This window comes from Leucobacter iarius, from assembly GCF_039530105.1.
In the GTDB taxonomy this organism is placed as follows: Bacteria; Actinomycetota; Actinomycetes; order Actinomycetales; family Microbacteriaceae; genus Leucobacter; species Leucobacter iarius.
The window spans coordinates 1,076,059-1,102,372 of the sequence record NZ_BAAAOB010000001.1 but is presented as its reverse complement, the minus strand read 5'-3'; the positions used below and the strand labels follow the sequence as shown (position 1 = coordinate 1,102,372).

The window sequence follows — 26,314 nt, the reverse complement described above, 5'->3', positions numbered from 1 at the left end:
CTCCCGCCCCGCCTACGCCTCCCGCGCGAAGACCCGTCGACCCGCGAACCAGGTCTCGTCGACGCGGGTGCGCACGAGCTCGTTCGCCGGGTGCGCGAAGGGATCGCGGTCGAGCAGCACGAAGTCGGCCGACTTGCCCACCTCGAGCGACCCCGTCTCCTCGGCCAGCCCCATCGCCTCGGCCGCGTTGATCGTGAACACCGCGATCGCCTCGTCGAGCGTGATCGCCTCCTCCGGCCACAGCGTACCCGGGTACTCCCCGCTCGGGTCCTCGCGGGTCACGAGGCCGTGGATCCCCTCCCAGGCGTTCGGCGAGGCCGACACGGGCCAGTCGGATCCGCCGGCCACGATCGCCCCGGCATCGATCAGCGAGCGGTTCGGCTGCATGCGGTCGGCGCGGTCCCGGGGCAGCACCTCGCGGATCGCCTCCACGATGGGGCCCGGCACCCAGATGAAGGGCGAGATGTCGGCCGAGACGCCGAGCGCCGCGAACCGCGGGATGTCGTCGGGGTGCACGAACTGGCCGTGCGCCACCTGGTACCGCGTCTCGGTGAAGCCCTCGCCGCGCAGCGTCTCGACCGCGTTCAGCACGGCGTGCACCGAGGCGTCGCCCGTGCAGTGGATCTTGGCCGAGATGCCGACCTCGGCGACGCGGCGCAGCCAGTCGGTCAGCTCCGCCGGATCGAGCAGCGTGTCGCCGCGGAAGTGGTCGCCGTGCAGTTCGTCGGGCAGGTAAGGCTCGAGGAACGCGCCCGTGCGGGTGGGCGGCACCCCGTCGAGGAAGATCTTCACGAAGTCGGGTCGGTGGTGCTCGGTGCGGAACCGCTCGCCGCCGAAGACCAGCGCCTCGCCGATCACGTCGTGCCCGAAGATCTCGTCGTTCACCAGCATCGAGGTCACGACCCACGCGTCGAGTTCGCCATCGGTGTCGAGCGCGCGCAGCGCCTCCAGCGTCTGCGTCGAGACGCCCGCGTCCTGGAACGCCGTGATCCCGTACTCGCTGAGCATCGCCACGCCGCGGCGCGAGGCGGCGCGATCCTGCTCGGCGGTGAGCGCCCCCACGGCGCGGTGCGCCTGCGCGACCGGGATCCCCGCGGCCTCGATGAGCACACCGGTGGGCCCTCCCGCGGCATCGAGCGAGACGCCGTCGTCGCCCGCGACGATCCCGGCGAGCTCCATCGCGCGCGAGCTCGCCCACCGGTTGTGGTGCGAGTCGTCGGAGAGCATCACGGGGCGTCCGCCCGCGGCGGCGTCGAGCAGGGCCAGGCCCTCCGCGGTGTCGATCTCGCCGAGCCGGTCGCTCGCCCACGGCCCGCCCACGATCCAGGCGTCGGCCGGCAGCCCGTCGGCGTACGCGCGCACCGCGTCGGCGATCCCGTCGAGGTGCGCGCCGAGCGGCAGACGCAGCTCGAACAGGTCCTCCTGACCCGCGATCGCGTGGTGGTTGTGCACGTCGACCAGACCGGGCATCAGGAACGCGCCGTCGAGCGCACGGCGCTCGGTACGGGGTCCTGCCAGTTCCGCGACCTCGGCGTCCGTGCCGACGGCCGTGATCCGCCCGCCGGTCACCGCGATCGCCTCGGCCCAGGGACGGGCCGGATCCGCGGTGTAGACGCGGGCGCCGGTGAGGATCAGATCGGGGTGGGTCATCGTCGACTCCTGTCTGGGTTCGGAAGCTCGTGGGTGCGCGCGAACGGCACTCCGCCCCAGTATCCCGACGACGGCTCCGGCGACGTTGACCGTGAGGACAGCGCTGTTGCGCATGCGGGACCGATCCGCGCGCGGACCCCCGGGCGGCGGCAGGATGAGGGCACGGCAGAGTCGCCGACGAACGAGAGGGAGAGCCGGATGACCGGAAGCACGGACGTACAGGGGCGCGTGGTCGCCATCACCGGAGGCGGCACCGGCATCGGCGCCGCGGTCGCCGAGCGGTTCGCCGCCGAAGGCGCCACCGTCGTGGTGCTGGGCCGACGCCGCGAGCCGATCGAGGCGGTCGCGCAGCGCATCGGCGGGACCGCGATCGTCGCCGACGCGGCCGACGGCGCATCCGCCCGGGCCGCCGTGGCCGAGATCGTCCGCCGATTCGGCCGCCTCGACGTGCTCGTCGCGAACGCCGGCGGCCACGGCTTCTCGTCGGTCGGCGAGACGAGCGACGCCGACTGGGACACCGCCATCAGCGTCAACCTGTCGACGGCGTTCGTGATGGCCCGCGAGTCGCTGCCCGCGCTGATCGACGCGGCCGCCGAGCACGGCGGCGCCCAGATCGTCATCGTCTCGTCGCTCGCCGGGCTCTTCGCCGGCCCCTCCGTCGCGGGATACACGGTCGGCAAGCACGCCCTCATCGGGCTCACGCGCAGCCTCGCCCGCGACTACGGCGCGAAGGGCGTGCGCGTCAACGCGATCTGCCCGGGCTGGGTGCGCACTCCCATGGCGGACGCCGAGATGGACGAGTTCGCGCAGGCCGCCCCCGAGATCGCCGACCGCGAAGCTGGCTACGCCGCGGTGACCCGCGACGTACCCCTCGGCCGCCCGGCGGAGCCCGCCGAGATCGCGTCCATCGCGCGCTTCCTCGGTTCGTCGCAGTCGTCGTACGTGACCGGATCGGTGCTCGTCGCCGACGGCGGCGCCCACGTCGTCGACCTGCCGACCATCGCGTTCGAGCACGCGGGTATGTAGTCGGCATCAACAATCCGTCATCCTGCGCGAGCTCGCACCGTCATCCTGCGCGAGCTTGCGAGTCGCAGGATCCAGTGAGATCCTGCGACTCGTTCCTCGCGCAGGATGACGGAGGGCGGGGCGTTCAGCTCCCCAGGTAGGCCCGCCGCAGCAGCTCGGGATCCTGCTCGAGCGCCTTCGCCGGCCCCTGCGCATGGCTGACGCGGCCGCTCGCGAGCACCATCGCCTCGTCGGCGATCCCGAGCGCGAGGTGGGTGAACTGCTCGACGAGCAGCACCCCGACCCCGGTCGCCGCGATCTGCTGGATCAGCGGCAGCAACCGCATGAACACCACCGGTGCGAGGCCGAGTGACATCTCGTCGATCAGCAGGAACCGCGGCTTCGACGCGAACGCTCGCGCCAGCACCACCATCTGCTGCTCGCCGCCCGAGAGCAGCGCCGACTGCGCGTCGATGCGCTTCTCGAGCTCGGGGAACGACGCCAGCACCTCCTGCACGCCCGCGTCGTTCTTCGCGGTAAGCAGCAGGTTCTCGCGCACGGTGAGCGACGGGAAGATCGCGCGGCCCTGCTCGATGTGCGCGATCCCCGCGCGGGCGCGCTGCACGCGGCCCCACTTCGCCATCGACCGGCCGTCGACCGAGATGTCGCCCTCCGAGTGCGGGATCACGCCCGACACCGACTCGAGCAGGCTCGTCTTGCCCGCTCCGTTCGGCCCGACGAGCGCGAGGATCTCGCCCTCGCGGAGCACGAGGTCGACCCCCGAGACCACGGGGCCGGCTCCCCGGCTCACGGTCGTTCCGCTCAACTGCAGTTCGCTCACTGCGTCACCTCCGCGTCTCCCATGTATGCGGCCACGACGGCCGGATCCTCCAGCACCGCTCCGGCCTCGCCCTGGGCGAGCACCCGGCCGAAGTCGAGCACGGTGAGCTCGGTGCAGACGGTGCGCACCAGGTCGAGGTCGTGCTCGATGATCACGATCGCGGTGTCGAAGCGCGACGGGATCCGGGTGAGGCGCTGCCCGAACTGCAGGTGCTCCTCGTGCGACAGGCCGGCGGCCGGCTCGTCGAGGATCAGCACGCGCGGGCCCGAGAGCACCGCCGCGGCGACCTCGATCAGTCGGCGGGTGCCGACGTCGACGTTGGCGAGCTGCTCCTCGGGCGGCGGGCAGCCGAGAAACGCGAGCGCATCCGCCAGTTCGTCGCGGTCGAGCGCCCGGCGGGCGACGAAGCGCACGTAGGCCTCGACGGTGAGCTGGGGCGGCACGCGGTCCTGCTGGAAGGTGCGGCGCAGGCCCCTGCGGGCCCGGGACACCGGGGACAGCCGGCTGATGTCGGTGCCGTCGAGCTCGACCGCGCCCGTGTGCTGCGGCAGGAAGCCGCTCACCGCGTCGACGAAGGTCGACTTGCCGGCGCCGTTCGGGCCGATGAGCCCCATGATCGAGCGCGGACGCACCCGGAGGGACACGTCGTCGAGCGCCTTCAGCGCACCGAACTGCACCCCGAGCCCGCGCACCTCCAGCACGGGCGGCGCATCGGCGGGGATCGGCTCCTCGGCCTCGGGCACGGCGAACACGTCGAGCACGCTCGTCGTCACCGACCCCGGGTCGACCGCCTCCGCCTTCCGTCGCTTGGCCCGCTTGCGGATCCCGGCGCGGATCGCCTCGCCGAGGTTCGATCCGCTCGTGAGCGCCTGGATGCCCAGCACGCCGAAGACGACGAAGCCCCAGTCCTGGGGCACGCCCCAGCGCTTCAGCAGCTCGGGCACGAGCACCCACAGGATCCCGCCGAAGATGGCCATGTCGATCAGGTAGGCGCCGCTCATGATCGCGAGGATGTAGAGGGCGAGCGACTGGATCGGAGTGAAGCTCGAGGCGTACGGGATCCCGACCTGGCCGGCCAGCAGACCGCCCGAGATGCCGCCGAGCGCGGCGCTGACCGCGAACGCCGACAGCTTGGCCGCGCTGACGCTCTGGCCGACGGCCGCGGTGCCGCGCTCCGAGAACGCGACGGCCTTCCAGCTGCTGCCGATGCGGCTGCGCTGCAGCAGGAACACGCCGAGCGCGCAGATCACGAGCACGATGATCGCGAAGAAGAAGAACTGCCGATCGCTCGAGAACATGGCGGGCCGCTCGATCTGCGCACCGTCGGCCTGGCCGGGGAACTGCGTCTGCACGAGCAGCACGTCGAACGCCGCCGCGAAGCCGAGGGTGACGACCGCAAGGTTCACGCCGCGCAGGCGCAGGGCGGGCAGGCCGATGATCACGCCGGCGATGCCGGCGCCGATGCCGCCCGCGACGAGCCAGACGATGAAGCCGCCGGGAGCGTGCGACACGTTGAGCCAGGAGACGATCCAGGCCCCGATCGCGCCGAAGGTGAGCTGGCAGAGCGCGATGATGCCCGCCGAGCCCGTGACGATGCCGAGACCGAGGATCGCGATCGTCGCCGTCACCATGCTGATGGCGAGGTAGACGACGTAGCCCGAGAGCCCGACGCTCAGAGCCCAGCCGACGCCGAGGGCGAGCACCGCCACCACGAACGGCAACGCGACGCGGAGGGAGCGGTTAGCGAGCAGCATCCCACACCGCCTTTCTCTGGGACCACAGGAGGAGGACGACGATGAACACGAGCGGCACGAAGCTGCGCACGAGCGTCAGCTCGGACACCTGCGCCACCATGCCGCCGACGAGACCGAGCAGCAGGCCGCCGACGACCGCGAGGTCGAGCCGTTTGAAGCCGCCGAGCAGCGCCGCGGCCGCGGCGGGGATGATGAGCATCGACAGGCTCACCGCATCGTTCGACTGCGTCGGAGCGATGATCAGCACCGTGACCGCGCTCACCGCGCCGGTGACGGCCCAGACCCCGATCGACAGCGACTTCGACGCGATGCCGATCAGCTCCGCCGTGGTGGGGCGGTCCGACAGCGCGCGCAGCTTCGTGCCGATGGTGGTCCTGCGCAGCACGATCGCGGCGGCGAGCGCCACGAGGATCGCGAGCGAGACGGTGACGACGGTGACCCAGCTCACGACCACTCCGGCGACGCTGAACGCGGCGCCGTCGAAGATCGGGGCGAAGGGCTGGGGCTTGTTGCCGAACATGATGTACGAGAGCGACATGAGCAGCAGGAACGGGGCGACGGTCATGGCCGATCGGGTCGACAGGTCGGCCTCGGCGAGCCAGGTCGCCGCGATCCAGCCGATGAGTGCGCTGAGCAGGGCGCCGACGATGACGCCGGCGATCGTCGCGAGCCAGACGGGGATCCCGAGCTTGCTCGCGAACCAGACGGAGATGAACGCGGCGAACATGCCGGTGGCCGCCTGCGCGAAGTTGACGACGCGCACGAGACGGGACATGAGGGTGAGCGTGACGGCGAAGACGGCGTAGACGCCGCCCGCGGCGAGTCCGGAGAGCGCGCCCTGGAGGAGCGCGCCGCCGTTCACGCGCGCCCCCGGGTGCGGGGGCCGCGCGATGCGGGGGTGTGGTGCATGGGAACCTCTGCGGTGGGATCGATGGGACCGGAGCGCCCGGTGCGGCGGAACCCGAGGTTCTGCCGCACCGGGCGCGGGAGCGGAGCGGTTACTTCGACGGCAGCTTCAGCCAGTCGTCCGCGGCCTTGGCCCAGGCGTTCGTGCCGGACTTCAGCACGACCGGCCAGCCGCCGGGCTCGTAGTCCTGCGCGGCGACCTGCTTGAACTGGTAGGGGTAGGCGATCATCTTGTTCTCGATCGGCTTCATCTCGTCGAGCGCCTTGGCGACGCTCTCGCGGGTGATGTCGCCCTTGATGCTCTTGAGCACCTCGATCATGAAGGTCGCCGAGAGGTAGCCGCCCTGGCTGAACGAGGTCAGGGTGATGTCGTTCTTCTTCATCAGCGCCTTCCAGTCGGCGTTGATGTCGCTGTCCTCGGTGAAGGGGTAGAACTCGGCGGGGACGTAGACGCCGGCCGCACTGTTCGACACGGCCTTCGCGAAGCTCTCGCTGTAGGTCGAGGTGAGGAACAGGAAGGTGACGTCGTCCCAGCCCTGCTGGTTCGCGGCCTTGATCTGGCCGATCGCGTCGGGCTCGACGGCGTTGCTCACGATGGCCGTGCAGCCGGCCTTCTTCGCCTTCACGATGTAGGGGGTGTAGTCGGCGCCGCCGTAGGGCACGGTGTCGTCGACGAGCACGGGCTTCTTCCCGGTGATCGAGCTCCAGCGGTCGACGGCGGCCTTGTAGGCGGGGCCGGTCGAACCGATGACGCTCGTGAACACGCAGAGCTTGTCGAGGCCGAGCTTCTCGGATCCGTAGAGCATCGTCAGCGTGGTGTCGTTGAAGGGGCCGATGTTGACCGGCGCGATGTTCTTCGACTTGAAGCAGCCGGGATCGACGCCGATCCCCTGGATCGAGCGCACCTTCTCCTGCTCGTAGTACTTCGCGTTGATCTCGCAGTCGAGCAGCGACGCCGAACCGACCAGCGCGACGACCTCGTCGCTGCCGATCAGCTGTCGGGCGGACGCGGTCGCGGTCGCGGGGTCGGCCTTGTCGTCGGTGATCTTGTACTCGATCTTGCGGCCGTTGATGCCGCCCTTGGCATTGACCTCGTCGAAGACGGCCTTCGCGGCCTGCGAGGCCTCGGGGAAGGTGGCCGGGCCGCTGATGGTGTTGACGGAGCCGAGCTTGATCGGCCCGCCGCCACCGCCGTCGCTTCCGGCGCAGCCGCTGAGCGCGAGCGCTGCGGCCGCGGTCAGGGCCGCAGCCGCCAGGAGTCGTTTCTTCATGTCGGTTCCTCTCGGGACAGGTGAGGGTGAGGTACTGCGGAGCGCGGAGCCCTCGGGCTCCGGGGTCAGACGGGCTGGACGTCGGGGTAGGCGACCGAGCCGAGCGGGTAGACGTGACCGCCGGCGCGCGAGTGCTCGGCCCGGCCGTCGCCCGTGATCCCGAGGAAGATCCCGGTGGTCATGAGCTGGGTGCCGAGGTCGTGCAGCCAGACGCTCGCGACGGCGATGCGGAACTCGCGGAAGCAGAACAGGTAGAGGCCGTCCGCGAACTTCCACACGGTCGACAGGTCCATGTCGCCGTGGCCGCGCTGCACGCCCTGCACGCACTGCCAGGCGTAGCGCTCGCTCGACACGTACATGTGCTCGTAGAGGTGCTCGGGGCTGTAGCGGTACAGGTTGCGGCGGCCGATGAGGTCGCGCGACGGGCCGGGGACCTCGCCGGTGGCGGTGCCGCGGTCGGTGGTCGCGGCCCAGAACGTCTGTCCGACCCGGGGCTCCCCCTCGGTCTCGGACTCGGCGATCTCGGACCGGGTCACGAGCGCCCGGTGGGTGCGCTCCGAGTAGACGATCGTGATCGCCTCGCGCTCGCGCGTCTCGACGGGCAGGTTGAGGAACACGACGTCCTCGCGCACCCGCACCGCGTCGTAGGGATCCCGCAGCTCGCCCGCGGTCGTGATGGAGCCGCTCGCCGACCAGGCGACCTCGCCGTCCTCGAAGGCGAGGCGCAGCTCGGTGCCGTCGTCGAGCAGCAGGGCGAGCGTCTGCCCGTCGAGATCGATGCTCGGCAGGCGGTAGGTGTCGATCCCGGCCGCGAACTCGTCGTAGCTCCGCCACTCGTTCGGATCCGCGGCGGTCAGCTCGGCTGCGGTGGGTGCTGCTGCGGGGGTCGTCATCGTCCCGGGGTCCTTTCAGCGCGTCGGTCATGAGGACGTCGCATCGCGCGCCCAGCCGTCGACTGGAGAGCTTCGATGCTCGTCTTGCGCTCACTGTAGGGAGCGGTGAGCCGACCCGGACCGCACCGCTCGCGCAGCGACAAGGGGCGTGGCGCTCCGGTCAATCCGGGTCACGAAGCGGTTGCGGAGCGCTCCCCGAGACGCAGCTCGCTCGGCGAGACGCCGAACGCCGCCTTGAACGTGCGGCTGAAGTAGGCGGCCTCGGTGAAGCCCCAGCGCGCCGCGATGCTCGCGACGGTGCGGTCGGCGAGCACGGGATCCAGCAGGTCGGCGCGGCAGCGGTCGAGCCGACGCGACCGGATCCAGGCGGACACGGTGGTGCCGGTGCGGCGGAAGACCGCGCTCAGGTGGCTCGTCGAGACGTAGTGCGCCGCCGCGATGCGCCCGGGCGAGAGGTCGGGCGACGCGAGATGGTCGTCGATGTACGCGTAGATGCGCTGCAGCAGCTGGTGGTGCGGGTCCCGCTGCACCGGATCCGTGTCGGCGATCCCCGAGACGAGCGTGGTGACGAGGTCGAGCGCGGTGCGGGCGAGCTTGCCCCGCAGCGGATCGCTCATCGCGGTCAGCTGGGCGGGGAACTGCGCGAGGAACGCCGTCGCGACCGAGGCGAGCGCGGGATGCCGCTCGCCGAGCACCACCGCGGTGAGCTGCTCGGCGTACGGCACGGGCAGCAGGTGCTTCGGGAACATCATGACGAGATTGCGGAAGCTCTCGTCGAGCAGCAGCGAGTACGGCTGTGAGGTATCGGTGATGGTCAGGGATCCCGGCCCGAGCGCCGCCTCGCGACCGTCCTGCACCAGGATCCCGCTGCCCTGCTGCAGCAGCCCGATCTTGTAGTACCCGCTGCCGCCGTTCGCGATCGTCTCGGGCGTGCGCTCGACGAGGTGCGGGCACGCCGTCACCTCGGTGAACACGATGTCGCCGGCCGAGACGGAGTGCATGCGCGCCGCGAACGGCGCCTCCCGCTCCGTGCTGATCCGCAGCGGGACGAACGACGCGGAGACCATGCTGCGGAACGCGGCGAGGCTGTCGGTCTGCGCGACGCCGGACCCGCCCCACGCGCCGTGCGGTGCGATCGTGCGCTGCATCTGCTCCACCCGCCTTCGGGCCGCCGCCCGAGGGCGGGCGCGGGGTCGCCGACGCGCGTCCTCGCGGCGCCGGAGCCGCTGTGCACGCGAGCGTACACGCGCGCGGCCGCGGTGTCTGCGGCTGCGGCCGGACCGGGGCCGCTGGGTCAAGGGGTCGGCGTGGAGAGGCAAGGGTGCGGCGGCGCAGGATCCGCCTGGTTTCGGGCCCGGGGCTCTCCCGCGCCCATCGGATCGCGAGATCGCGCGCCCACTCGGGACTCGACTTCGCCGCGTCGTTGATCCAGTTCGCGACGGAGTCCTGCACGTACGTCGACGGGTCGGCGCGCAGCGGCTCCAGGATCGGCAGGCCCCGATCCGGTTCCGCTCCGAGCACCGCGATGCGCTTCGCCCACACCCCGCGCGGACGCAGGGTCTCGCTCGCGAAACGGCGGATCCGCTCCGATGGATCGCTCGTCAGCTCGGCGAGCGCGGCGATGCTCTCCCCGAGTTCGGCGGCGAGCCGATCCCGCACGGCCATCCAGGCCCATTCGCGCACCCCGAAGTGCGAGTCGTCGGCCGCCGGCAGGATCAGCGCGACGAGCTCGCGCGGGGACCCCGGCTCCGCGGCGAGCGCGAACCAGGCCCACCCGCGCACCGTGTCCGAGGGGTGCCGGGTGAGGTCGGAGCAGGCCGATGTCTCGAGGTGGGCGCGGAGCGCTGCGCCGATGGCGCGCATCCGAGCCAGGATGCCGAGCTCCCCTGCCGCTCGCACCTCGACCACGAGCTCGGAGGACGCGTCCGGGATCGCGTGCGCGAGCAGCACCGCGTGATCCAGCGCGGTGATCTCGCCGAGCGTGCGCGACTCGACGAGACCGCGCTGCACCTCGTCGCGCGGCGCGGACTGGCGGTTCCGGGATCCGCCCGCATGGCTCACGCCGTCGCCGCCGCGTTGCGCTGGATCGTGGCGAGGGCATCGACGCAGACGGTCGCGGTATCGGATCCGATGCCATCCGTGAGCCGCTGGAGCCAGGTCCCGTAGCGCGGGGCGAGCTCGGCCAGCAGCGCCTCCCCTGCCGGGGTGGAGCGCAGGACGAGCGCGCGGCGGTCGCTCGGATCGGGTTCGCGGGCCGCCCACCCCGCACGGGCGAGCCCGTCGACGAGTCCCGTGACCGTGGCCCGGGTCACTCCCAACCGCTCGGCGATCCTCGCGGGCGCCGCCCCCGGCTCCGCCGAGATCGCGAGGAGTGCGGCGAAGCGCCCCTCGGAGAGCCCGTAGGGTTCGAGGAGTGCCGCGCACTCGGCGTCGATGCGGCGCGCCGTGGTGAGCAGTCCCATCACCAGCTCCGCTGCGAGCCCGCCGCCCGCGCGCTCGAGGAGCAGCGCATGCTTGGTGTCGATCATCGCATTCATTAGGCACCAAACTATCAGGTGACTGACTTACCCGCTCGCACTGCCGCGGTCGCTGCAGAGAAGGAAATTCGCGCCCCAACGGAGATTCTGGGCGTTTTCGTCCTTCTGAACGCGGATCTCCTCCTCAAGCCAGCCTGGCGGCAAGCCCGGAGGAGAGGTGGATCAGGCGTACTGCCCGAGCGGGCGCACCGCGCTCGGCTGCGCCCTGGTCCGGCTCGCGAGCTCCACCAGCACGAAGAACACCAGCGCGAGCCAGAGCGCCGTCGGAGCGCCGGCACCCGTCACCCAGAGGAACCAGAAGTAGGCGCAGATCCCCCACACGATCGATTCCAGCGCGCCACCCCGGCTCATGCCCCGATCATCTCGCGACCGGGCCGGCGATGCAATATCCGCATCCGGTTCCACCCGGCGAGCACACCCGAAGCCTCCTTCCTACGCCCCGAATCCGAGTGCGCTCACAGCAAAAGTATCTTGACGTCGAGATACTTTCGGCGTCTAATGAAGGTGAACCTAACTTTCATCGGATGATTGGAGTCGAGGCATGACCGAAGTGCAGGATCTCGCCCGTTTCGTGGGCCGCGCGCGCATCGAGGACCTGAGCGCGGAGGCGCTCGAACAGCTCAAGATCCGGGTGCTCGACACCCTCGGGGTCGCGATCGGAGCGCTCGACGCCGAACCGATCGCAGCGATCCGCGGGCTGCTCGCGGATCTCGACGGCACCCCCACCGCCACACTCATCGGCGGCGGCGCGACCAGCCCCGAGCGCGCCGCGTTCTTCAACAGCGCGCTCAGCCGCTACCTCGACTTCATGGACTCCTATCTCGCCCCGGGCGAGACGAACCACCCCTCCGACAACCTGGGCGCGGTGCTCGCCGCCGCCGAGTCGGTCGACGCCACCGGTGCCGAGTTCCTCACGGCGCTCGCGGTCGCCTACCAGGTGCACACGCGACTCTCCGACGAGGCGCCGGTGCGCGCCCGCGGCTTCGATCACACCACGCAGGGCGCCTTCGCGGTCGCCGCCGGCGCGGCCAAGGCGCTCCGCCTCCCCGAGAAGCAGATCGCGAACGCGGTCGCCATCGCCGGAACCGCGAACGTCGCCCTCCGCGTCACCCGCACCGGCAACCTGAGCCATTGGAAGGGACTCGCCTACCCGCACGTCTCGCAAACCGGCACCTTCGCAGCGCTGCTCGCCGGCCGCGGGATCACCGGCCCCGAGGCGGTGTTCGAGGGGAACAAGGGCTTCAAGGACTCGGTCTCGGGCCCCTTCGAGCTCGACTGGTCGCAGGAGGACCTGGAGCGGGTCCGCCGCACCATCGTCAAGAAGCACAACGCCGAGATCCACTCGCAGTCCGCGCTCGACGCGGCGCAGGACATCCGGGCGCAGGACGGATTCACTTCGCGAGCGATCGCGCAGATCCGGCTCACGACCTTCGACGTCGCGCACTCCATCATCGGCGGCGGCGAGGAGGGCGACAAGCGGCTGGTGCGCACGAAGGAGGAGGCCGACCATTCGCTGCCGTGGATGCTCGCCGTCGTGCTGCTCGACGGCCGGCTGACGCCCGAGCAGTACGCACCCGAGCGCATCGTCGCGGCCGACGTGCAGGGCCTCATGACCCGCGTCGTGATCACCCCCAGCGACGAGCTCTCGGCCCGGTTCCCCGCGCACATGCCCGCCGACCTCGAGGTCGAGCTGGCCGACGGCACGGTGTTCCGCTCCTCGCAGGACAGCTACCACGGCTTCCACGACGACCCCCTCGACTGGGAGGCCGCACGCGCGAAGTTCGACGCGCTCGCCTCCCCCTTCACGGACGCGGCGCTGCGCGACGAGATCGCCGGGATCGTGCGCGAGCTCGACCGCCGCAGCACCCGGGAGCTGACCGCAGCGCTCGCCCGCGTCCCGCGCACCCGCAGCAGCGCGCACAGCGCCGGCGGCGCCCACTGACCGACTCGACCCACCGCAGAAAGGAACTCCCCATGAGCACCGCAGTCCCCCACGACGTCTCCTTCAACTTCGTCCCCCGCGCCTACCGCCCGGCGAAGCCCCGCACCTTCGGCATCACCGAGATCCGCGCCCCCTACTACGACACCTTCGGCACCCGGCACCTGCAGGACGTGTTCGACGTCGCTGGCCAGTGGGTCGACGGCATCAAATGGGCGGGCGGATCCTTCGCCCTGCTGCCGCAGGATCAGGTGCGCGCCTTCAGCGACATCGCCCACGAGCACGGCTCCTACGTCTCGTCGGGCGGCTGGATCGAGACCGTGCTCCGCTACGGCGACGACGCGGTCGACCACTACCTGAAGGAGGCGAAGGAGGTCGGATTCGACGTCATCGAGATCTCCACAGGCTTCATCATGCTCAACACTTCGGGTCTGCTCCGTCTCGTCGACAAGGTCGTGAAGGCCGGCCTGAAGGCGAAGCCCGAGCTCGGGATCCAGATCGGATCCGGCGGCGATTCGGGCGAGGCCGAACTCGCCGTCGAGGGCGCGAAGGACATCGGCGACCTCATCGACCGCGGCCGCCGGGCGCTCGATGCGGGCGCCTCGATCATCATGATCGAATCCGAGGGCATCACCGAGAACGTGCGCGAGTGGAACACGGGCGCGGCGGCGTCCGTGATCAACGGGCTCGGGCTCGAGAACGTGATGTTCGAGGCCGCCGACGGCCCCGTGTTCGAGTGGTACGTCAAGAACTACGGCAACGAGGTGAACCTCTTCGTCGACCACAGCCAGGTGCTGCAGCTCGAGGGGTTGCGGCAGAACATCTGGGGCAACACGAGCACCTGGGGCAGGGTGATCAATCCGGCCCCGTCCGCCGAGAGCTGATCGAGTCGGAGAAATCCGCATCGACCTGGCATTTTCCGGCCGGCTCCCCCGCAGGGGGTGGCCGGCCGGGTCGCATCTTTCGGCAGACGGGCGTATCGTAAGAGATTTGAGGCGGAGAGGGACGGGGCAGTCCGGCCCTCTTCACGTGTGCCCGGGGGTGAAATCGCGCTTCCGGGTCGACTGAAACGGATCCGAATGCCCCTGACCCCCGATGCGGAGACGAGCGACGCCCCGGCGCCCCCGTCCCCCTCACGCGCACCGCTCCGCGGGGTCGGCGCATCGCACGCCAAGGCGATCCTGTTCGGCGAGCACGCCGTGGTCTACGGGGCTCCGGCGATCGCGATCCCGGTCGACAGCCTGACCGCGGAGGCCGTGATCGAGCGCGGCGCACCGGGCCTCCGCATCGAGAGCTCCCTCTTCACCGGCCCCGTCGAGGACGCGCCCGCGCGCCTCGCCCCGGTGGTCACGGCGATCCGCGCCTCGCTGGAGCGTGCCGGGCTCGGTGAACTCGCGAGAGGCGTCGACGCGCAGGGCGCCACCGTGCGGATCCGCAGCGCGATCCCCCACGAGCGCGGGCTCGGTTCGAGCGCGGCGGTGGCCGCGGCGATCACGCGCGCCGCATTCGACCTCGCGGGGAGCGCGCTCGACGACGAGACCCTGTTCGAACTGATCCAGACCGCCGAGAAGGTCGCCCACGGCACCCCGAGCGGCATCGACGCCCGCACCGTCGCGGCGACGGGCGCCATCCGCTTCAACCGCGGCGCGGTCGCCCCGATCCGCATCGGCGCACCGCTCACCCTCGCCTTCGCGGACTCCGGCCACCCGGGCTCGACCGCGAAAGCCGTCGGTTCGGTGCAGGCCCTGCGCGAACGCGAGCCGGAGACGACCGATGCGCTGCTCTCCCGCCTCGCCGAGATCGCCGAGGGATCGATCGCCGACCTCGCCGCGGGCGACCGCGCAGCGATCGGCGCGGCGATGACCGAGGCGCACGGGATCCTGAACCGAGTGGGCGTCAGCTCCGAGCGGCTCGACGCGATCACCGAGGCCGCGCGCGAGGCCGGCGCGGCCGGCGCGAAGCTCACCGGCGGCGGGCTCGGGGGCTGCGTGATCGCGGTCGCCGACGACGCCGCGCACGCAGACCGGATCGGGGCGGCCATGCGCCGCGCCGGCGCCGAACGCACCTGGACCGTGGAGGTACCCGCCGCATGACGACCGCTACAGCTCGCGCTTTCCCGAACATCGCCCTGGTCAAGTACTGGGGCAAGCAGGACGAGGATCTGATCCTCCCCGTCGCGGGCAGCCTGTCGCTGACGCTCGATGCGTTCCCCACCACCACGACCGTCTCGCTCGACGGTGCGGCCGACGCCGACGCCTTCGCGCTGAACGGGGCCGCGGCCTCCGCCGACGCGACCGGCCGGGTGACCCGCTTCCTCGACCGCGTGCGCGAGCTCGCGGGATCCGAGACCCGCGCCTCGGTCGTCTCGACCAACGAGGCGCCCACCGGCGCCGGCCTCGCCTCATCCGCGTCGGGCTTCGCCGCGCTCGCGACCGCCGCGGCGAGCGCCTACGGGCTCGATCTCGACCGGCGCGACCTCAGCAGGCTCGCCCGTCGCGGATCCGGCTCCGCCTCACGCAGCCTCGTCCCGGGCCTCGCCGTCTGGCACGCGGGCGACGATGCGACGTCCTACGCGGAGGCCGTGACGGGCCCCGACATGCGCATGGTCATCGTCACGGTCGACACGGCGCAGAAGGCCGTCTCGAGCCGCGCGGCCATGCGCCGTTCGGCGCTCACCTCCCCGTTCTTCCCCGCGTGGATCTCGTCGACCGAGGAGTCGCTCGCGGCGATGCTCGAGGCCTGCGCGGCCGAGGACTTCACCCGCGTGGGCCGCATCACCGAGTCGCACGCGCTGCGCATGCACGCCGTGATCCAGGCCTGCGACCCGCCCATCCGATACCTGGCGCCCGCGAGCATCGCGATCTTCGACGCCGTCGCCGCGCTGCGCGATATGGGCCTCGAGGCGTACTCCACCGCCGACGCGGGTCCCAACGTGGCCGTGATCGTGCGCCCGGAGCAGGCGGAGGACCTGGTCGCCGCGCTGCAGGGATTCGGCTCGGTGCGCCTCGTGGGCCCGGGTGCGGGCGCGGAGGTGCTCGCGTGATCGAGCACCGCGCGCCGGGCAAGCTCTACATCGCCGGCGAGTACGCCGTCGTGGATCCGGGGCAGCCCGCCGTGATCGTCGCCGTCGATCGCTACATCACGGTGCGCCTCACCGAGGGCTCCGAGGTGGGCCGCGTGCGCTCGAGCGCGTACGGCCGCTCGCCGCTCGTCTGGGTGCGCGACGACGCGAGCGACCGGATCGTGATCGAGCACCAACCGTCGGACTACGTGTTCGCGGCGATCACCGTGGTCGAGCAGCTGCGCTCCGAGCTGCGGCTGCCGCCGCGCTACTACGACCTCGACATCGGCAGCGAGCTCGACGACGTCAGCGGCCGCAAGTTCGGCCTCGGCTCTTCGGCCGCGGTGACCGTCGCGGTCGTGGCCGCGCTCGACGAGTTCTACGGCCTCGACCTCACCCGCACCGAGCGGTTCAAGCTCGCCCTGCTCGCGACCTGCGAGGTCGCGCCCGCGGCCTCCGGCGGCGACCTGGCGGCGAGCACCTTCGGCGGCTGGATCCGCTATTCCTCGCCCGACCGCGGCGCGCTCCGCACGCACCGCGCGGTGCACGGCGTCGCCGCCACGCTGGCCGCGACGGCGGAGTGGGCGGGCTGCGGGGTCACGCGCCTGCCGAACCCGGACTCCCTGCAGCTGCTCGTCGGCTGGACCGGGTCCCCGGCCTCCACCGAGCGCCTCGTCGAGCAGGTGCGGCACTCCGACGGGCGCCGCCCGCTGCAGCCGTACCCCGAGTTCAGCACCGACAGCCGGGCCTGCGTCGACGACCTGGTCGCGGCGTTCGAGCAGCGCGGCGCGGGGGCGCCCGCGGTGATCGGCCGGGCCCGCCGGGTGCTGCAGCGCCTGAGCGAGACGTCGGGAATCACGATCGAGACCTCGCAGCTGCGCGCGCTCTGCGACATCGCCGAGCGGCACGGTGCGGCGGGCAAGCCGTCCGGCGCCGGCGGCGGCGACTGCGGTATCGTGCTCGCGAACGCAGAGCTCTCGACCGATCCGATCCTGCGCGAGTGGGAGGCGAACGACATCCGTCGCCTCAGCCTCGCCCCGCACCCCGCATCAGGAGGCATCGATGCATTCTGATCACCGCGAGATCCCGGGATCCCGAGCCGCCCGCAAGGACGAGCACGTCGACCTCGCCCTCGACCAGCGCGGCGCGGCCGCGCGCAACGAGTTCGACGAGCTCGACTTCGTGCACCAGGCGCTCGGCGGGGTGGACGCCGACCGCATCGACCTCGGGGTGACGATCCCCTTCGGCGCGGGTGCCCGGCACGACGCCGGCGAGTGGCACTGGCGGACCCCGTTCTACGTGAACGGCATGACGGGCGGCACCGAGCGCACCACGCGGATCAACCGCGAGCTCGCGATCGCCGCGCGCGAGACCGGCATGCCGATGGCCTGCGGCTCCGTCTCGGTCGCCCTCGACGATCCCGATGCCGCCCGCGGCTTCGCCGTGATCCGTGCCGAGAACCCCGACGGCTTCGTCATGGCGAACGTCGGCGTCGGCCGGCCCGCCGCGGACGCGCCCCGCGCGGTCGAACTGCTCGGCGCCGACGCGCTGCAGGTGCACGTCAACGCGGTGCAGGAGACGGTGATGCCCGAGGGCTCCCGGGACTTCTCCTCCTGGCTGTCGTCGGTCGAGCAGCTCGCGGCCGCGTCGCCCGTGCCCGTGATCGTCAAGGAGGTCGGCTTCGGCCTGAGCCGGGCGACGCTGCGTCGGCTCTCCGACATCGGCGTGCGCCTCGCCGACGTGAGCGGCCGCGGCGGCACCGATTTCCTGCGCATCGAGAACGCCCGGCGCGAGGCCGGCGAGTACGCGATGCTGACCGGCTTCGGCCAGTCGGCGCTCGCGAGCCTGCTCGACGCCCCCGCGGACGCCCCCACGCTGCTGGCGTCGGGCGGGGTCCGCACCCCGTACGACGTCGTCAAGGCGCTGGCCGCCGGTGCCCGCGCTGTCGGCGTCGCCGGAGCGTTCCTCGAGGCCGTCGGCCCCGACGGCACCGGCGGCGGCGCGGAGCGCCTCATCGCCCTCGTCGAGGATTGGAAGGCGCGCACGCGCGCCGTCTACGCGCTGCTCGGCGCCACCACCCGCGACGAGCTGCTCGCCACCGACCTCATCCTCCGCGGCCGGCTCCGGGAATTCTGCGCCGACCGCGGCGTTGACCTCCGTGGCCTCGCCTCCCGCTCCGAGGCGCCCCGCGCATGACCCGCGCGCACCGCCCCGGCCACCCGAACCTCACCCCTCTCTCCCGAAGGAAGCCATGAGCGTCCCCGACTCCACCCACCGCGAGACCGTCACCGAGATCCCGACCAGCTGGGTCGGCCCGATCCGGATCACGGGATCCTCGGTGTCCGGCGAGATCTCGGTCCCCCTCGCCACGTACGAGACCCCGCTATGGCCGTCCGTCGGCCGCGGTGCGCGCGTCTCGCGCGCCGTCGAGGGCGGGATCCGCACCGTCGTCACCGGCGAGCGCATGACCCGCTCGGTGCTGTTCACCGCACGCGGCGCCGTGGGCGCCCAGATCGCCTCGCAGACCATCGAGGAGCGCTTCGGCGAGCTCCAGGAGGTCGTCTCGGCCGGCAGCCGCCACGCGAAGCTGCTCGAGGCGCACCCCGAGATCGTCGGCAACCTGCTCTTCGTGCGCTTCGCCTTCACCACGGGCGACGCCTCGGGCCACAACATGGTCACCAACGCGGCCGACGCGCTCATGGAGCGGATCCTGTCGTGGGGCCTCGAGATCGAATACGGCTCGATCTCGGGCAACTTCTGCTCCGATAAGAAGGCTACCGCGGTCAACGGCATCCTCGGCCGCGGCCGCAGCGTCGTCGCCGAGATCCTGATCCCCCACGACCTCGTCGCGAGCGGCCTCCGCACCGACGCGCAGCGCGTCGTCGACCTGGTCGTGCGCAAGAACCTCGTGGGCAGCACCATCGCGGGCGCGCTCCGCTCGGCCAACGCGCACTACGCGAACATGCTGCTCGGCTTCTACCTCGCCACCGGCCAGGACGCCGCCAACATCGTCGAGGGCTCGCAGGGCATCACCTACGCCGAGAACCGCGAGGACGGCCTGTACTTCTCGTGCACGATCCCGCACCTCATCGTCGGCACCGTCGGCAACGGCAAGCATCTCCCCCACATCGAGGAGGCGCTCACCCGCATCGGCTGCCGCGAGGACCGCGAACCGGGCGAGAACGCCCGCCGCCTCGCCGAGCTCATGGCCGCCACGGTGCTGTGCGGCGAGCTCTCGCTCATCGCCGCGCAGACGAACCCCGGCGAACTGATGGCTGCGCACCTGCGCATCGAACGGAACGGAGCACAGCAGGCATGACCGCGATCGGCATCCACGATCTGGAGCTGGCGACCACGCATCACCTCCTGGACCTCGGCGTCCTCGCCGAGCGCACCGGAGTCGACCCCGACAAGTACCGTCTGGGGCTCGGCCAGGACGAGATGAGCTTCCCCGCGCCCGACGAGGACATCGTGACGATGGGCGCCACCGCCGCCCTCGCGCTGCTCGACCGCAACGGCATGGAGGGCGTGCGCACGCTGCTCTTCGCGACCGAGTCCGGCCTCGACCACTCGAAGGCCGCCGGCGTGTTCGTGCACAAGCTGCTCGGGCTGCCCGCCCAGGTGCGCGTCGCCGAGATCAAGCAGGCCTGCTACGGCGGCACCGCCGCGATCCAGGCCGCCGTCGGCATCGTGCAGCGCAACCCGCGCGAGCGCGTACTCGTGATCGCGAGCGACATCGCCCGCTACGCCCTCGACTCCCCCGGCGAGCCCACGCAGGGCGCCGGAGCCGCGGCCATGCTCATCTCGGCCGACCCCGCGCTCGTCGAGATCGAGCCCGCCTCGGGTCTGTTCTCCGACGACGTCGACGACTTCTGGCGACCCAACGACTCGACGACCGCGATCGTCGACGGCCGCCTCTCGATCTCGGCCTACCTCGACGCCCTCACGGGAGCGTGGGACGATCTCGCCGCGCACGGCGGCCCCGCGATCGGCGACATCGACCGCCTCGTCTACCACCAGCCCTACACGAAGATGGCGCGCAAGGCGCAGGCCCGCCTCGGCGAGCACCTCGGCGTCGATCTCGGCGATGACGGGCTCGTGCCCGGGGCGATCTACAACCGCCGCCTCGGCAACGCCTACACGGCGTCGCTCTACGCCGGCGTCGCGTCGGTGCTCGACCACGAGAGCGACCTCGTCGGCAAGCGCCTGGGGCTCTTCAGCTACGGATCGGGCAGCGTCAGCGAGTTCCTCACCGGCGTCGTGCAGCCGGGCGCAGCTTCGCGCACCGACCGCTTCACCGCGGCCCTCGACGCTCGGGTGCCGCTGACCATCGATGCGTACCGCGAGCTGCACGCCCGGGAACTGCCGAGCGCGCAGGACGTCGAGACGCCCCGCGTCACCGAGGCCCCGTTCCGCTTCGCCGGGATCCAGGGCAGCGCGCGCCGGTACGAGCGCCGATAGCCGGGCCCGGCTCTCACGTTCGCTCAGCCGGATCCGGGCCCTCAGCCGGACGGATCCCCGTGATCCGATCCGGCTGAGTGCGTTGCGGGCTCCTCGGTCTAGGTGCCGGCCAGCCCGCGGTCGACCGCGTCGATCACGACCGAGAGCTCGTCGCGCAGCGCCATGAGCCGGTCGATGGGCAGGCCGAGACGGGCGACCACCGCCGGCGGCACCCCGAGCGCCTGCTGGCGCAGATCCCGGCCCGCGTCGGTGACGACGAGCGCGAAGGTGCGGTCGTCGCCGTCGACTGGCACCCGCTCGACGAGCCCGGACTGCTCGAGCCGTTTGATGATCGGCGAGAGCGTCGCGGGGTCGAGCCGAAGCATTTCGGCGACCTCCTTGAACCGCAGCGGGGCGTCGCCCCAGAGCGCGAGCATCACCAGGTACTGCGGATGCGTGAGGCCGAGCGGTTCGAGGATCGGCCGGTAGATGCCGATGACGCTGCGGCTGGCGACCGCGAGCGCGAAGCACACCTGCCGTTCGAGTTCGAGGGCGTCGTCCGGCAGCTGTTCCATGCCCAGCAGTCTATATCGTTCGTGGGCCAACGATCTGTGCTAGCATTTCGTTTGTGCGCGAACGAAAAAGACGACTGTGGCATGAGACCCCGTGGGACGGCGAGCCCGGCTTCTGGGCCGCGTGGCGCCGCTTCTTCTACCAGTTCGAGGGGACCTCGCAGATGGGCGACCCCAACGAGCCGCCGTACATCCCGCCGGCGAACCCCAAGTGCCCCATCTGCGCGGCACCGGTGAAGGATCACCAGATCGACCGCGGCGGCCCCGGCAAGCCCACCTACATGAGGTGCCCCACGCAGGGCGAGGAGCGGGCGGCGGCCTGATCCCGTGCGCTTCGGCGCGGTCTCGGCGCGGTCGCCGTCACGCCCTGGCTCGCGGGAGCACCCTGGGGCGCCGGACGCACCCCGGGGCTTCAGAGCCCGCGAAAACCGAGCAGCCGGGCCACGACCCCGGGTTTGCGCTCCCCGCGCCCTGAGAGACGGTCGTAGAGCTGCGGCGTGCCCGGTGGGAACGCGTCGAGGATCCGCCCGGCGCCGATCCGCGCTTCTCCGTTCCGCTTCGCCTCGGAGACCGATCCGCGCCACCCGCTCACGAGCAGGTACCAGTCCGGCTCGAGCTGCGGGTGCCCCGCGGGTGGCGGATCCAGGACGGCGTCGATTGCGACCTTGCCCGCCGTGAGCCGCACGCGTTGCCGGCGGTCCCGGCCAGAGCCGTCGGCTCGGCCCGGCTCGTTGGTCTCGCCGGGCGCGCCGGGCTCGCCGACCTCGCCGACGAGGACGATCTCCGCGGTGGGGTCGCTGGTCCAGTTGATCGCTTTCGACCAGCGCAGCGCGAGCCGGCGCTCCTTGCGCTCGCGCAGATCCTGCAGGGTCCAGAGCACGACGAGCAGCGCGACGAACGCGGCGACGCCGCCCCACAGCCAGACCTGGAACATGTGATTCATCGTAGGGCGGGCGGGTGCCGCGGGCACTCCTGGTCTAGGCTTCGCCGCAGAGCACCCGCGGCGAGGAGGAGCATGGTCGACACCAAGCAGACCAAGACGATCGGCGAGCACTGGGTGGCGAGCGAACTCGCCCGCCGCGGCTGGGCTCCCGCGTTGACCCGGGACGGGCTGGAACGCACCGACATCCTGGCAGTGCTCACGGAAGGGACCCGCCAGCAGATCGAGGTCCAGGTGAAGTCCGCCAGAGGCAGCGGCGCGAGCCTCAACTGGCCGCTGGGCATGAAGGCGCAGAAGCCTCCCCTGCACGACTTCGAGTGGTTCGTCATGGTCGCGATAGATCCCGACCAGAGCGTCCCGCTCCGCGGATTCGTCGTGCCCCGCGCCCACGTCGCGGCCGCGGCCTGGATCGCGCACATGGACTGGTTCACCGAACCCGGGATTCCGCCGGGCAAGCGCAACGCCGGCCCGGAGCGCTCGCGGGTCTATGTCAGAGACTTCGCCCGATACGAGGGGCGTTGGGATCTGCTCGAGCGCCCGACGTCCGAAGCGCCGGTGCTGCTTCCTCCGCGATTCCGAGCGCTCGCGGAGGGCGAGCGGGTCGGACTGCCGGACGAGCATCCCTGGCGCCAGGGTCTTCCGGTCTGGTGAGATCCCAGCAGTCATCCGGGGTACCCCGAGGGGTTGCCCCCCCGCGCGAAGTCGCACCCCCAACGTCGTCGAGATGACCCTTTCGCGGGTTATGGGGCCTCATAACCCGCGAAAGGGTCATCTCGATGGGAGTGCCGATGCGTGACGAGCCCCCGGGGCATCTGGCAGACTCCGTTCCATGAACGAGAGCCAGTCGAGCGGTGCCGTCGCCGCGGGGATCGCACTGATCCTCGCCCCGATCATCGCGCTCGTCATCAAGGCCGCGGTGTTCCCGGGGTGGATGCTGTTCATCATCGTCATGGCGTCGATCCCGCTGCTGCTGGGATACGCACTACAGATCGTCGTCGCCGCGAACGGCATGCTGCGCACGCGGGGCGTGTTCCACGGGATGCCGGGCCGGCAGCGCGGGATCGCCGCGGCGTGGATCACGTCGGCCGGGATCCTGCTCGTCGGAGTGTTCCTCGTCGACGGCGGGGACGACGGCACCTATGGGTCGGCGTTCACCGAGCTGCTCGGCACGTCCTCGACGTCCGGCGGCGAGCAGCTGTCGACCCTGCTCATGCTCGCCTCGGCGCTCCTCTGGATCGGCGGCTGGCTGTGGCTCGTCGTCGAGTGGATCGTGCTGCTGGCTCAGCGGAGAAGGATCGTCGCGGTGAATTGAGACTCCGCAAAATCACCCGGGCAAAGCAAAACCCCCGCGATGTAGAAGCTACGCGGGGGTTTCTGGGGTGATTGTAACGATCACCCTTGTGGCTCCGACGGGCGTCGATCCCGTGACCTCACGATTTTCAGTCGTGCGCTCTACCAACTGAGCTACAGAGCCGAACGATCACATGGCGATCGCCGGAGATGAAGAAACCCTTCCAAGGGAAGGGTTCTTCATCATGGCGACCCTGACGGGACTTGAACCCGCGACCTCCGCCGTGACAGGGCGGCGCGCTAACCAACTGCGCCACAGGGCCATGGTGTATTCAATTGTAGTTTGGTGCTAGTGACCCCAACGGGATTCGAACCCGTGCTGCCGCCGTGAAAGGGCGGTGTCCTAGGCCGCTAAACGATGGGGCCGAGAGGCTTTCGCCTCACTGGCTACCGAGTAGATATCTTATGCAGGGTTCGGCCATCGATGCAAATCGGGGCCCCTTCGGCTGGAATCCCTGGCGTGTCGCGGCTCTATGACTGGGATCGCGTTGCCAGGCCCACCTCCACGTGGGTGCCCGCGAGCACCTGGACGAACACGAACGCAGCGGAACGCCCCGGGCGGAAGGAGCCCGGGGCGTTCCAGTCGGGAAATCTCAATCAGGAGGGGAAGCCGAGGCCCGGGAGCCCCGGGGCACCTCACGGTGCCCCGGAGTCCCCAGGCGCCCTCAGCGGCCCCAGGAGCCCACTCAGCGCTCCTGCGAGCGACGGCGCAGGGCGGAGGCCCAGCAGAGCGCCAGCAGGCCGGAGAGGGCCAGCAGCGACTCCAGCGCGACCAGCGCCCCGTTCGAGTCGCCACCCGTCACCGCGAGCCCGCTCTCGGGCGTCGACGCCACCACCGTCGTGTGCACCGCCGTGGTCACCGGCGGGGTCGTCGCCTTCGGCGGCGTCGTGGTCGGCGGCGTCGTGGTCGGAGGCGTCGTCGTGGGCGGCGTGGTCCGCGGCGTCGTCTTCACCGGTGTCGTCGCCGAGGAGCAGTCGTTCCCCGGGTTCGAGTCGACCGCCGCTGCCGCGGGCGAGGCCAGCAGCGTCGACGGGGCGGAGGCGAAGGCGAGCTCCGGCATCGGGACTTCCTCGGTCGGCGCCGGATCACCGGCCACGCAGGCCGTGTTGGTCAGCGTCGCCGAGTCGGAGGACAGCGAGTCGACCGTCACGTCGAACACCAGCGTCGCGCTGTCGCCCGAACCGAAGGTCCCGCCGAACGATGCCGACACCGATCCGCCGCTCCCGTTGAGGCTCCAGCCGGAGGCCGTGCTCACCGTCGAGGCGAACGAGAGTCCGGCGGGCAGCGAGTCCGTCACGGTGACGTTCGACGCCGCAGCCGGACCGTTGTTCGTCACGACGAGCGTGTACTCGATGGTGTCGCCCACCTGCACGCCGCCCTCGGGAGCCGAGGCAGTCTTGACGATCCCCAGGTCGAAGGGCTCGGGCTTCGGGCACTCGGTGACGGTGATCGTCGCCGTGTCCGCCGGAGTCATCGCCGGGCCGCCCGCGAGGGCCAGCTCCACCGTGTAGCTCTCGGCCGTGTCGACGTAGAGCGTCCGGGTCGCCGAGCTCCCGCCCGCCACGAAGGTGTCGGTCGAGATCGCGCCGCCCGAATCGCTGAGGTTCAGCGCGTAGCTCGTGCCGGCCTGCAGGTCGCCCATCGTGACCGTGATGGCTCGGATCCCGTCGTTCTCCTCCGAGTCCGGAGCTGGGCACTCGGAGACCGAGAGCTGGATGGTCGGTCGATCCGGGCAGGGCGCCAGCTGCACCGTGAACGGCACCGCCGAGGCTTCGTGCGTCGTATCGCTCAGGCTCGCCGTGTAGCTCCCGGCGCCCGTCAGCGGAACCGAGAGCGTCTTGCTCGTCGCGGTCGCGGTGAACGTGTCGCTCCAGGGTCCGCCGCTCGGTCGCGTGACCGTCACGGTGTAGCTGTCGCCGACCACGAGCCCGGTGAGCGTCGCGCTACTCGATCCGGGCAGTTCGCCGCCCGGCACCGTGCAGGGCGCTGCGCTCAACGAGATCGACGGCAGCCCGAAGGGCGTCGGACACGGATTCACCGTGAACTCCTTCGTCCCGCTCTTCCCGCTCGCCGAATCGGTGATCGTGGCAGTGTAGGTTCCGGATCCGTTCACCGACATCTGCAGCGTCGCGCTCGTGCCGTTCGAGGTGAACGACTGCGTCGAGACCGTCGAGCCGTTCTTGGAGAGGACGACCACGTACTCGCGCCCGGCGCCGAGGCTGCTGAGCTGCACCGCCACCGTCAGCGGCACGGTGCCGTTCGCGGTGGTGCACTGCTGCACGTCGATCGCGACCGCGGGCACGGGGACCGGGATCTGGCAGTTGTTGTTGTAGATCGCCTGCCCGTTGGCATCCCAGTTCTGACCCGGGAAGTGCCCGGTCACCCCGTGATCGTTGTAGTCGAACGGCGGGATGATGTCCCGTCCGCCCTGGTGGCTCATGCCCGCGTGCCCGCTGACCGTGCCATTGGCGTTCGGGCTGATCGAGACGTAGCCGCCGTTGCCGAGGGCGTGGCAGATGCCGATCTTCTTGCCGGGGTTGTCACTGCCGTTGCCGGCGCCCGGTGCGGCCGCCGGAGCCGAGACCGCCGGAGCGACCGCCGCGCTCCGTGCCACCTGGGTCGGTGCCGGTGCCGGCTGCGGATCCGGAGCGGCCGCCGATGGTTCGGGTGTCGGTGCGGGATCGGGTGTCGCCGCCGGGGCGGGCGTCACCGCGGGAGCGGGATCCGGCGTCGCGACCGGAGCCGGTTCGACCACCGGGGCCGGTGCCGGGTCGGGAGTCGCCGCAGGAGCCGGCTCGACCACCGGGGCCGGAGCGGGATCCACCGCGGGGGCGGGTTCCGGGGCCGGGGCGGGATCCGCGACCGGGGCCGCCTGGGGCTCCGTCACCGGAGCCGCAACCGTGTCCGGCTGCGCCGCCGGTGCGTCCGCCAGTGCCGCCGTGGCCGCGAGGGATCCGGGCCCGAGCGACAGCACCGCTGCTGCGAGGAGCGCGGTCGCGGTGCGACCGATTCGATGTGTGCGCCGGTCGTCCGAGCTCGAGCGCCTGAGTTGCACGTGCATGAGGATTGCCATCCGTTCTGCTCGGCGCAGATCCGGATGCTCCCGGGTGCCGCGCCCCCTCTTCCGGGGCGCTCGGGAATCGGGTGCCCCCTG

The 26,314-nt window shown here is 71.4% G+C and carries 24 protein-coding genes and 3 tRNA genes; 12 read left to right on the top strand and 15 right to left on the bottom strand.

Annotation, left to right across the window (positions count from 1 at the left end):
• Positions 1-12: 12 nt before the first annotated feature.
• On the bottom strand, positions 13-1,650 hold the full coding sequence (locus ABD169_RS04805; protein WP_344029996.1) for an amidohydrolase: 1,638 nt from the start codon (positions 1,648-1,650) through the stop codon (positions 13-15).
• 198 nt (positions 1,651-1,848) lie between these two features.
• Here ABD169_RS04805 and ABD169_RS04800 point away from each other — a divergent pair, with 198 nt between their 5' ends.
• Complete coding sequence (locus tag ABD169_RS04800) at positions 1,849-2,676, top strand: SDR family NAD(P)-dependent oxidoreductase (protein ID WP_344029993.1); 828 nt, start codon at positions 1,849-1,851, stop codon at positions 2,674-2,676.
• 124 nt (positions 2,677-2,800) lie between these two features.
• Here the strand turns inward: ABD169_RS04800 and ABD169_RS04795 are convergent, their stop codons facing one another.
• From ABD169_RS04795 to ABD169_RS04760, 8 genes are all read right to left on the bottom strand, one after another.
• The gene (locus ABD169_RS04795) at positions 2,801-3,496 is read right to left on the bottom strand and encodes an ABC transporter ATP-binding protein (RefSeq protein ID WP_344029990.1); all 696 of its coding nucleotides are present in this window, start codon (positions 3,494-3,496) and stop codon (positions 2,801-2,803) included.
• The gene (locus tag ABD169_RS04790; RefSeq protein WP_046455428.1) at positions 3,493-5,250 is read right to left on the bottom strand and encodes a branched-chain amino acid ABC transporter ATP-binding protein/permease; all 1,758 of its coding nucleotides are present in this window, start codon (positions 5,248-5,250) and stop codon (positions 3,493-3,495) included. The genes ABD169_RS04795 and ABD169_RS04790 overlap by 4 nt, the downstream gene beginning before the upstream one ends.
• A complete protein-coding gene (locus ABD169_RS04785; protein ID WP_344029986.1) occupies positions 5,237-6,112 on the bottom strand; it encodes an ABC transporter permease subunit in 876 nt (291 codons plus the stop codon). The genes ABD169_RS04790 and ABD169_RS04785 overlap by 14 nt, the downstream gene beginning before the upstream one ends.
• Positions 6,113-6,248: 136 nt before the next feature.
• Positions 6,249-7,427 carry an ABC transporter substrate-binding protein gene (locus tag ABD169_RS04780; RefSeq protein ID WP_344029983.1) on the bottom strand — a complete coding sequence of 393 codons (1,179 nt, stop codon included), beginning with the start codon at positions 7,425-7,427 and terminating at the stop codon, positions 6,249-6,251.
• A gap of 65 nt (positions 7,428-7,492) precedes the next feature.
• Positions 7,493-8,320: a MoaF C-terminal domain-containing protein gene (locus tag ABD169_RS04775; protein ID WP_344029980.1), complete on the bottom strand. Its 828-nt coding sequence runs from the start codon at positions 8,318-8,320 to the stop codon at positions 7,493-7,495.
• Positions 8,321-8,490: 170 nt separating this feature from the next.
• A complete protein-coding gene (locus ABD169_RS04770) occupies positions 8,491-9,468 on the bottom strand; it encodes an AraC-like ligand-binding domain-containing protein (protein ID WP_344029978.1) in 978 nt (325 codons plus the stop codon).
• 909 nt (positions 9,469-10,377) lie between these two features.
• Positions 10,378-10,848, bottom strand: coding sequence for a MarR family winged helix-turn-helix transcriptional regulator (locus ABD169_RS04765; protein ID WP_344029976.1), 471 nt, complete (start codon positions 10,846-10,848; stop codon positions 10,378-10,380).
• A gap of 171 nt (positions 10,849-11,019) precedes the next feature.
• Positions 11,020-11,208, bottom strand: a complete 189-nt coding sequence (locus ABD169_RS04760) for a hypothetical protein (RefSeq protein WP_344029974.1) — start codon at positions 11,206-11,208, stop codon at positions 11,020-11,022.
• Positions 11,209-11,398: 190 nt separating this feature from the next.
• Here ABD169_RS04760 and ABD169_RS04755 point away from each other — a divergent pair, with 190 nt between their 5' ends.
• From ABD169_RS04755 to ABD169_RS04720, 8 genes are all read left to right on the top strand, one after another.
• Positions 11,399-12,799, top strand: coding sequence for an MmgE/PrpD family protein (locus tag ABD169_RS04755; protein WP_344029972.1), 1,401 nt, complete (start codon positions 11,399-11,401; stop codon positions 12,797-12,799).
• Positions 12,800-12,831: 32 nt separating this feature from the next.
• Complete coding sequence (locus ABD169_RS04750) at positions 12,832-13,680, top strand: phosphosulfolactate synthase (RefSeq protein ID WP_344029970.1); 849 nt, start codon at positions 12,832-12,834, stop codon at positions 13,678-13,680.
• Between the two features lie 195 nt (positions 13,681-13,875).
• Positions 13,876-14,889: a mevalonate kinase gene (gene mvk, locus ABD169_RS04745; protein WP_344029968.1), complete on the top strand. Its 1,014-nt coding sequence runs from the start codon at positions 13,876-13,878 to the stop codon at positions 14,887-14,889.
• On the top strand, positions 14,886-15,839 hold the full coding sequence (mvaD, locus tag ABD169_RS04740; protein ID WP_344029966.1) for a diphosphomevalonate decarboxylase: 954 nt from the start codon (positions 14,886-14,888) through the stop codon (positions 15,837-15,839). Before mvk ends, mvaD begins: the two co-directional genes overlap by 4 nt.
• Complete coding sequence (locus ABD169_RS04735; RefSeq protein WP_344029962.1) at positions 15,836-16,930, top strand: phosphomevalonate kinase; 1,095 nt, start codon at positions 15,836-15,838, stop codon at positions 16,928-16,930. The genes mvaD and ABD169_RS04735 overlap by 4 nt, the downstream gene beginning before the upstream one ends.
• Positions 16,920-18,053: a type 2 isopentenyl-diphosphate Delta-isomerase gene (gene fni / locus ABD169_RS04730; RefSeq protein WP_344029959.1), complete on the top strand. Its 1,134-nt coding sequence runs from the start codon at positions 16,920-16,922 to the stop codon at positions 18,051-18,053. The genes ABD169_RS04735 and fni overlap by 11 nt, the downstream gene beginning before the upstream one ends.
• 55 nt (positions 18,054-18,108) lie before the next feature.
• Positions 18,109-19,176: a hydroxymethylglutaryl-CoA reductase gene (locus ABD169_RS04725; protein WP_344029955.1), complete on the top strand. Its 1,068-nt coding sequence runs from the start codon at positions 18,109-18,111 to the stop codon at positions 19,174-19,176.
• Positions 19,173-20,318, top strand: coding sequence for a hydroxymethylglutaryl-CoA synthase (locus ABD169_RS04720; protein ID WP_344029952.1), 1,146 nt, complete (start codon positions 19,173-19,175; stop codon positions 20,316-20,318). Before ABD169_RS04725 ends, ABD169_RS04720 begins: the two co-directional genes overlap by 4 nt.
• 98 nt (positions 20,319-20,416) lie before the next feature.
• Here ABD169_RS04720 and ABD169_RS04715 read toward each other — a convergent pair whose 3' ends face one another.
• Positions 20,417-20,872 (bottom strand): MarR family winged helix-turn-helix transcriptional regulator, encoded by a 456-nt coding sequence (locus ABD169_RS04715; RefSeq protein WP_344029949.1) that lies wholly within the window; start codon positions 20,870-20,872, stop codon positions 20,417-20,419.
• Between the two features lie 53 nt (positions 20,873-20,925).
• On the opposite strand from ABD169_RS04715, the gene ABD169_RS04710 reads away from it, so the two are divergent.
• Complete coding sequence (locus ABD169_RS04710; RefSeq protein WP_344029947.1) at positions 20,926-21,192, top strand: hypothetical protein; 267 nt, start codon at positions 20,926-20,928, stop codon at positions 21,190-21,192.
• 89 nt (positions 21,193-21,281) lie between these two features.
• Here ABD169_RS04710 and ABD169_RS04705 read toward each other — a convergent pair whose 3' ends face one another.
• Positions 21,282-21,803, bottom strand: a complete 522-nt coding sequence (locus ABD169_RS04705) for a hypothetical protein (RefSeq protein WP_344029944.1) — start codon at positions 21,801-21,803, stop codon at positions 21,282-21,284.
• A gap of 81 nt (positions 21,804-21,884) precedes the next feature.
• On the opposite strand from ABD169_RS04705, the gene ABD169_RS04700 reads away from it, so the two are divergent.
• Both ABD169_RS04700 and ABD169_RS04695 read left to right on the top strand, forming a co-directional pair.
• A complete protein-coding gene (locus tag ABD169_RS04700; RefSeq protein WP_344029941.1) occupies positions 21,885-22,460 on the top strand; it encodes a hypothetical protein in 576 nt (191 codons plus the stop codon).
• A gap of 178 nt (positions 22,461-22,638) precedes the next feature.
• Positions 22,639-23,121, top strand: coding sequence for a hypothetical protein (locus tag ABD169_RS04695; RefSeq protein WP_344029939.1), 483 nt, complete (start codon positions 22,639-22,641; stop codon positions 23,119-23,121).
• 89 nt (positions 23,122-23,210) lie between these two features.
• Here ABD169_RS04695 and ABD169_RS04690 read toward each other — a convergent pair.
• The 4 genes from ABD169_RS04690 to ABD169_RS04675 form a co-directional block, all read right to left on the bottom strand.
• Positions 23,211-23,283 (bottom strand) — tRNA-Phe (locus ABD169_RS04690).
• A 62-nt stretch (positions 23,284-23,345) separates the two neighbouring features.
• A tRNA-Asp gene (locus ABD169_RS04685) sits at positions 23,346-23,422 on the bottom strand.
• 30 nt (positions 23,423-23,452) lie between these two features.
• A tRNA-Glu gene (locus tag ABD169_RS04680) sits at positions 23,453-23,525 on the bottom strand.
• Positions 23,526-23,845: 320 nt separating this feature from the next.
• Complete coding sequence (locus tag ABD169_RS04675) at positions 23,846-26,215, bottom strand: DUF7507 domain-containing protein (protein WP_344029936.1); 2,370 nt, start codon at positions 26,213-26,215, stop codon at positions 23,846-23,848.
• Positions 26,216-26,314: the final 99 nt, after the last annotated feature.

Excerpts from the sequence above, each read along its gene's own strand:
- ABD169_RS04695 (WP_344029939.1), top strand. The coding sequence starts at position 22,639 with ATGAACGAGAGCCAGTCGAGCGGTGCCGTCGCCGCGGGGATCGCACTG.
- ABD169_RS04780 (WP_344029983.1), bottom strand. The coding sequence starts at position 7,427 with ATGAAGAAACGACTCCTGGCGGCTGCGGCCCTGACCGCGGCCGCAGCG.
- ABD169_RS04725 (WP_344029955.1), top strand. The coding sequence starts at position 18,109 with ATGAGCGTCCCCGACTCCACCCACCGCGAGACCGTCACCGAGATCCCG.
- mvaD (WP_344029966.1), top strand. The coding sequence starts at position 14,886 with ATGACGACCGCTACAGCTCGCGCTTTCCCGAACATCGCCCTGGTCAAG.
- mvk (WP_344029968.1), top strand. The coding sequence starts at position 13,876 with ATGCCCCTGACCCCCGATGCGGAGACGAGCGACGCCCCGGCGCCCCCG.
- fni (WP_344029959.1), top strand. The coding sequence starts at position 16,920 with ATGCATTCTGATCACCGCGAGATCCCGGGATCCCGAGCCGCCCGCAAG.
- ABD169_RS04765 (WP_344029976.1), bottom strand. The coding sequence starts at position 10,848 with ATGATCGACACCAAGCATGCGCTGCTCCTCGAGCGCGCGGGCGGCGGG.
- ABD169_RS04720 (WP_344029952.1), top strand. The coding sequence starts at position 19,173 with ATGACCGCGATCGGCATCCACGATCTGGAGCTGGCGACCACGCATCAC.
- ABD169_RS04755 (WP_344029972.1), top strand. The coding sequence starts at position 11,399 with ATGACCGAAGTGCAGGATCTCGCCCGTTTCGTGGGCCGCGCGCGCATC.
- ABD169_RS04760 (WP_344029974.1), bottom strand. The coding sequence starts at position 11,208 with ATGAGCCGGGGTGGCGCGCTGGAATCGATCGTGTGGGGGATCTGCGCC.
- ABD169_RS04750 (WP_344029970.1), top strand. The coding sequence starts at position 12,832 with ATGAGCACCGCAGTCCCCCACGACGTCTCCTTCAACTTCGTCCCCCGC.
- ABD169_RS04790 (WP_046455428.1), bottom strand. The coding sequence starts at position 5,250 with ATGCTGCTCGCTAACCGCTCCCTCCGCGTCGCGTTGCCGTTCGTGGTG.
- ABD169_RS04800 (WP_344029993.1), top strand. The coding sequence starts at position 1,849 with ATGACCGGAAGCACGGACGTACAGGGGCGCGTGGTCGCCATCACCGGA.
- ABD169_RS04705 (WP_344029944.1), bottom strand. The coding sequence starts at position 21,803 with ATGTTCCAGGTCTGGCTGTGGGGCGGCGTCGCCGCGTTCGTCGCGCTG.
- ABD169_RS04700 (WP_344029941.1), top strand. The coding sequence starts at position 21,885 with ATGGTCGACACCAAGCAGACCAAGACGATCGGCGAGCACTGGGTGGCG.
- ABD169_RS04715 (WP_344029949.1), bottom strand. The coding sequence starts at position 20,872 with ATGGAACAGCTGCCGGACGACGCCCTCGAACTCGAACGGCAGGTGTGC.
- ABD169_RS04775 (WP_344029980.1), bottom strand. The coding sequence starts at position 8,320 with ATGACGACCCCCGCAGCAGCACCCACCGCAGCCGAGCTGACCGCCGCG.
- ABD169_RS04805 (WP_344029996.1), bottom strand. The coding sequence starts at position 1,650 with ATGACCCACCCCGATCTGATCCTCACCGGCGCCCGCGTCTACACCGCG.
- ABD169_RS04770 (WP_344029978.1), bottom strand. The coding sequence starts at position 9,468 with ATGCAGCGCACGATCGCACCGCACGGCGCGTGGGGCGGGTCCGGCGTC.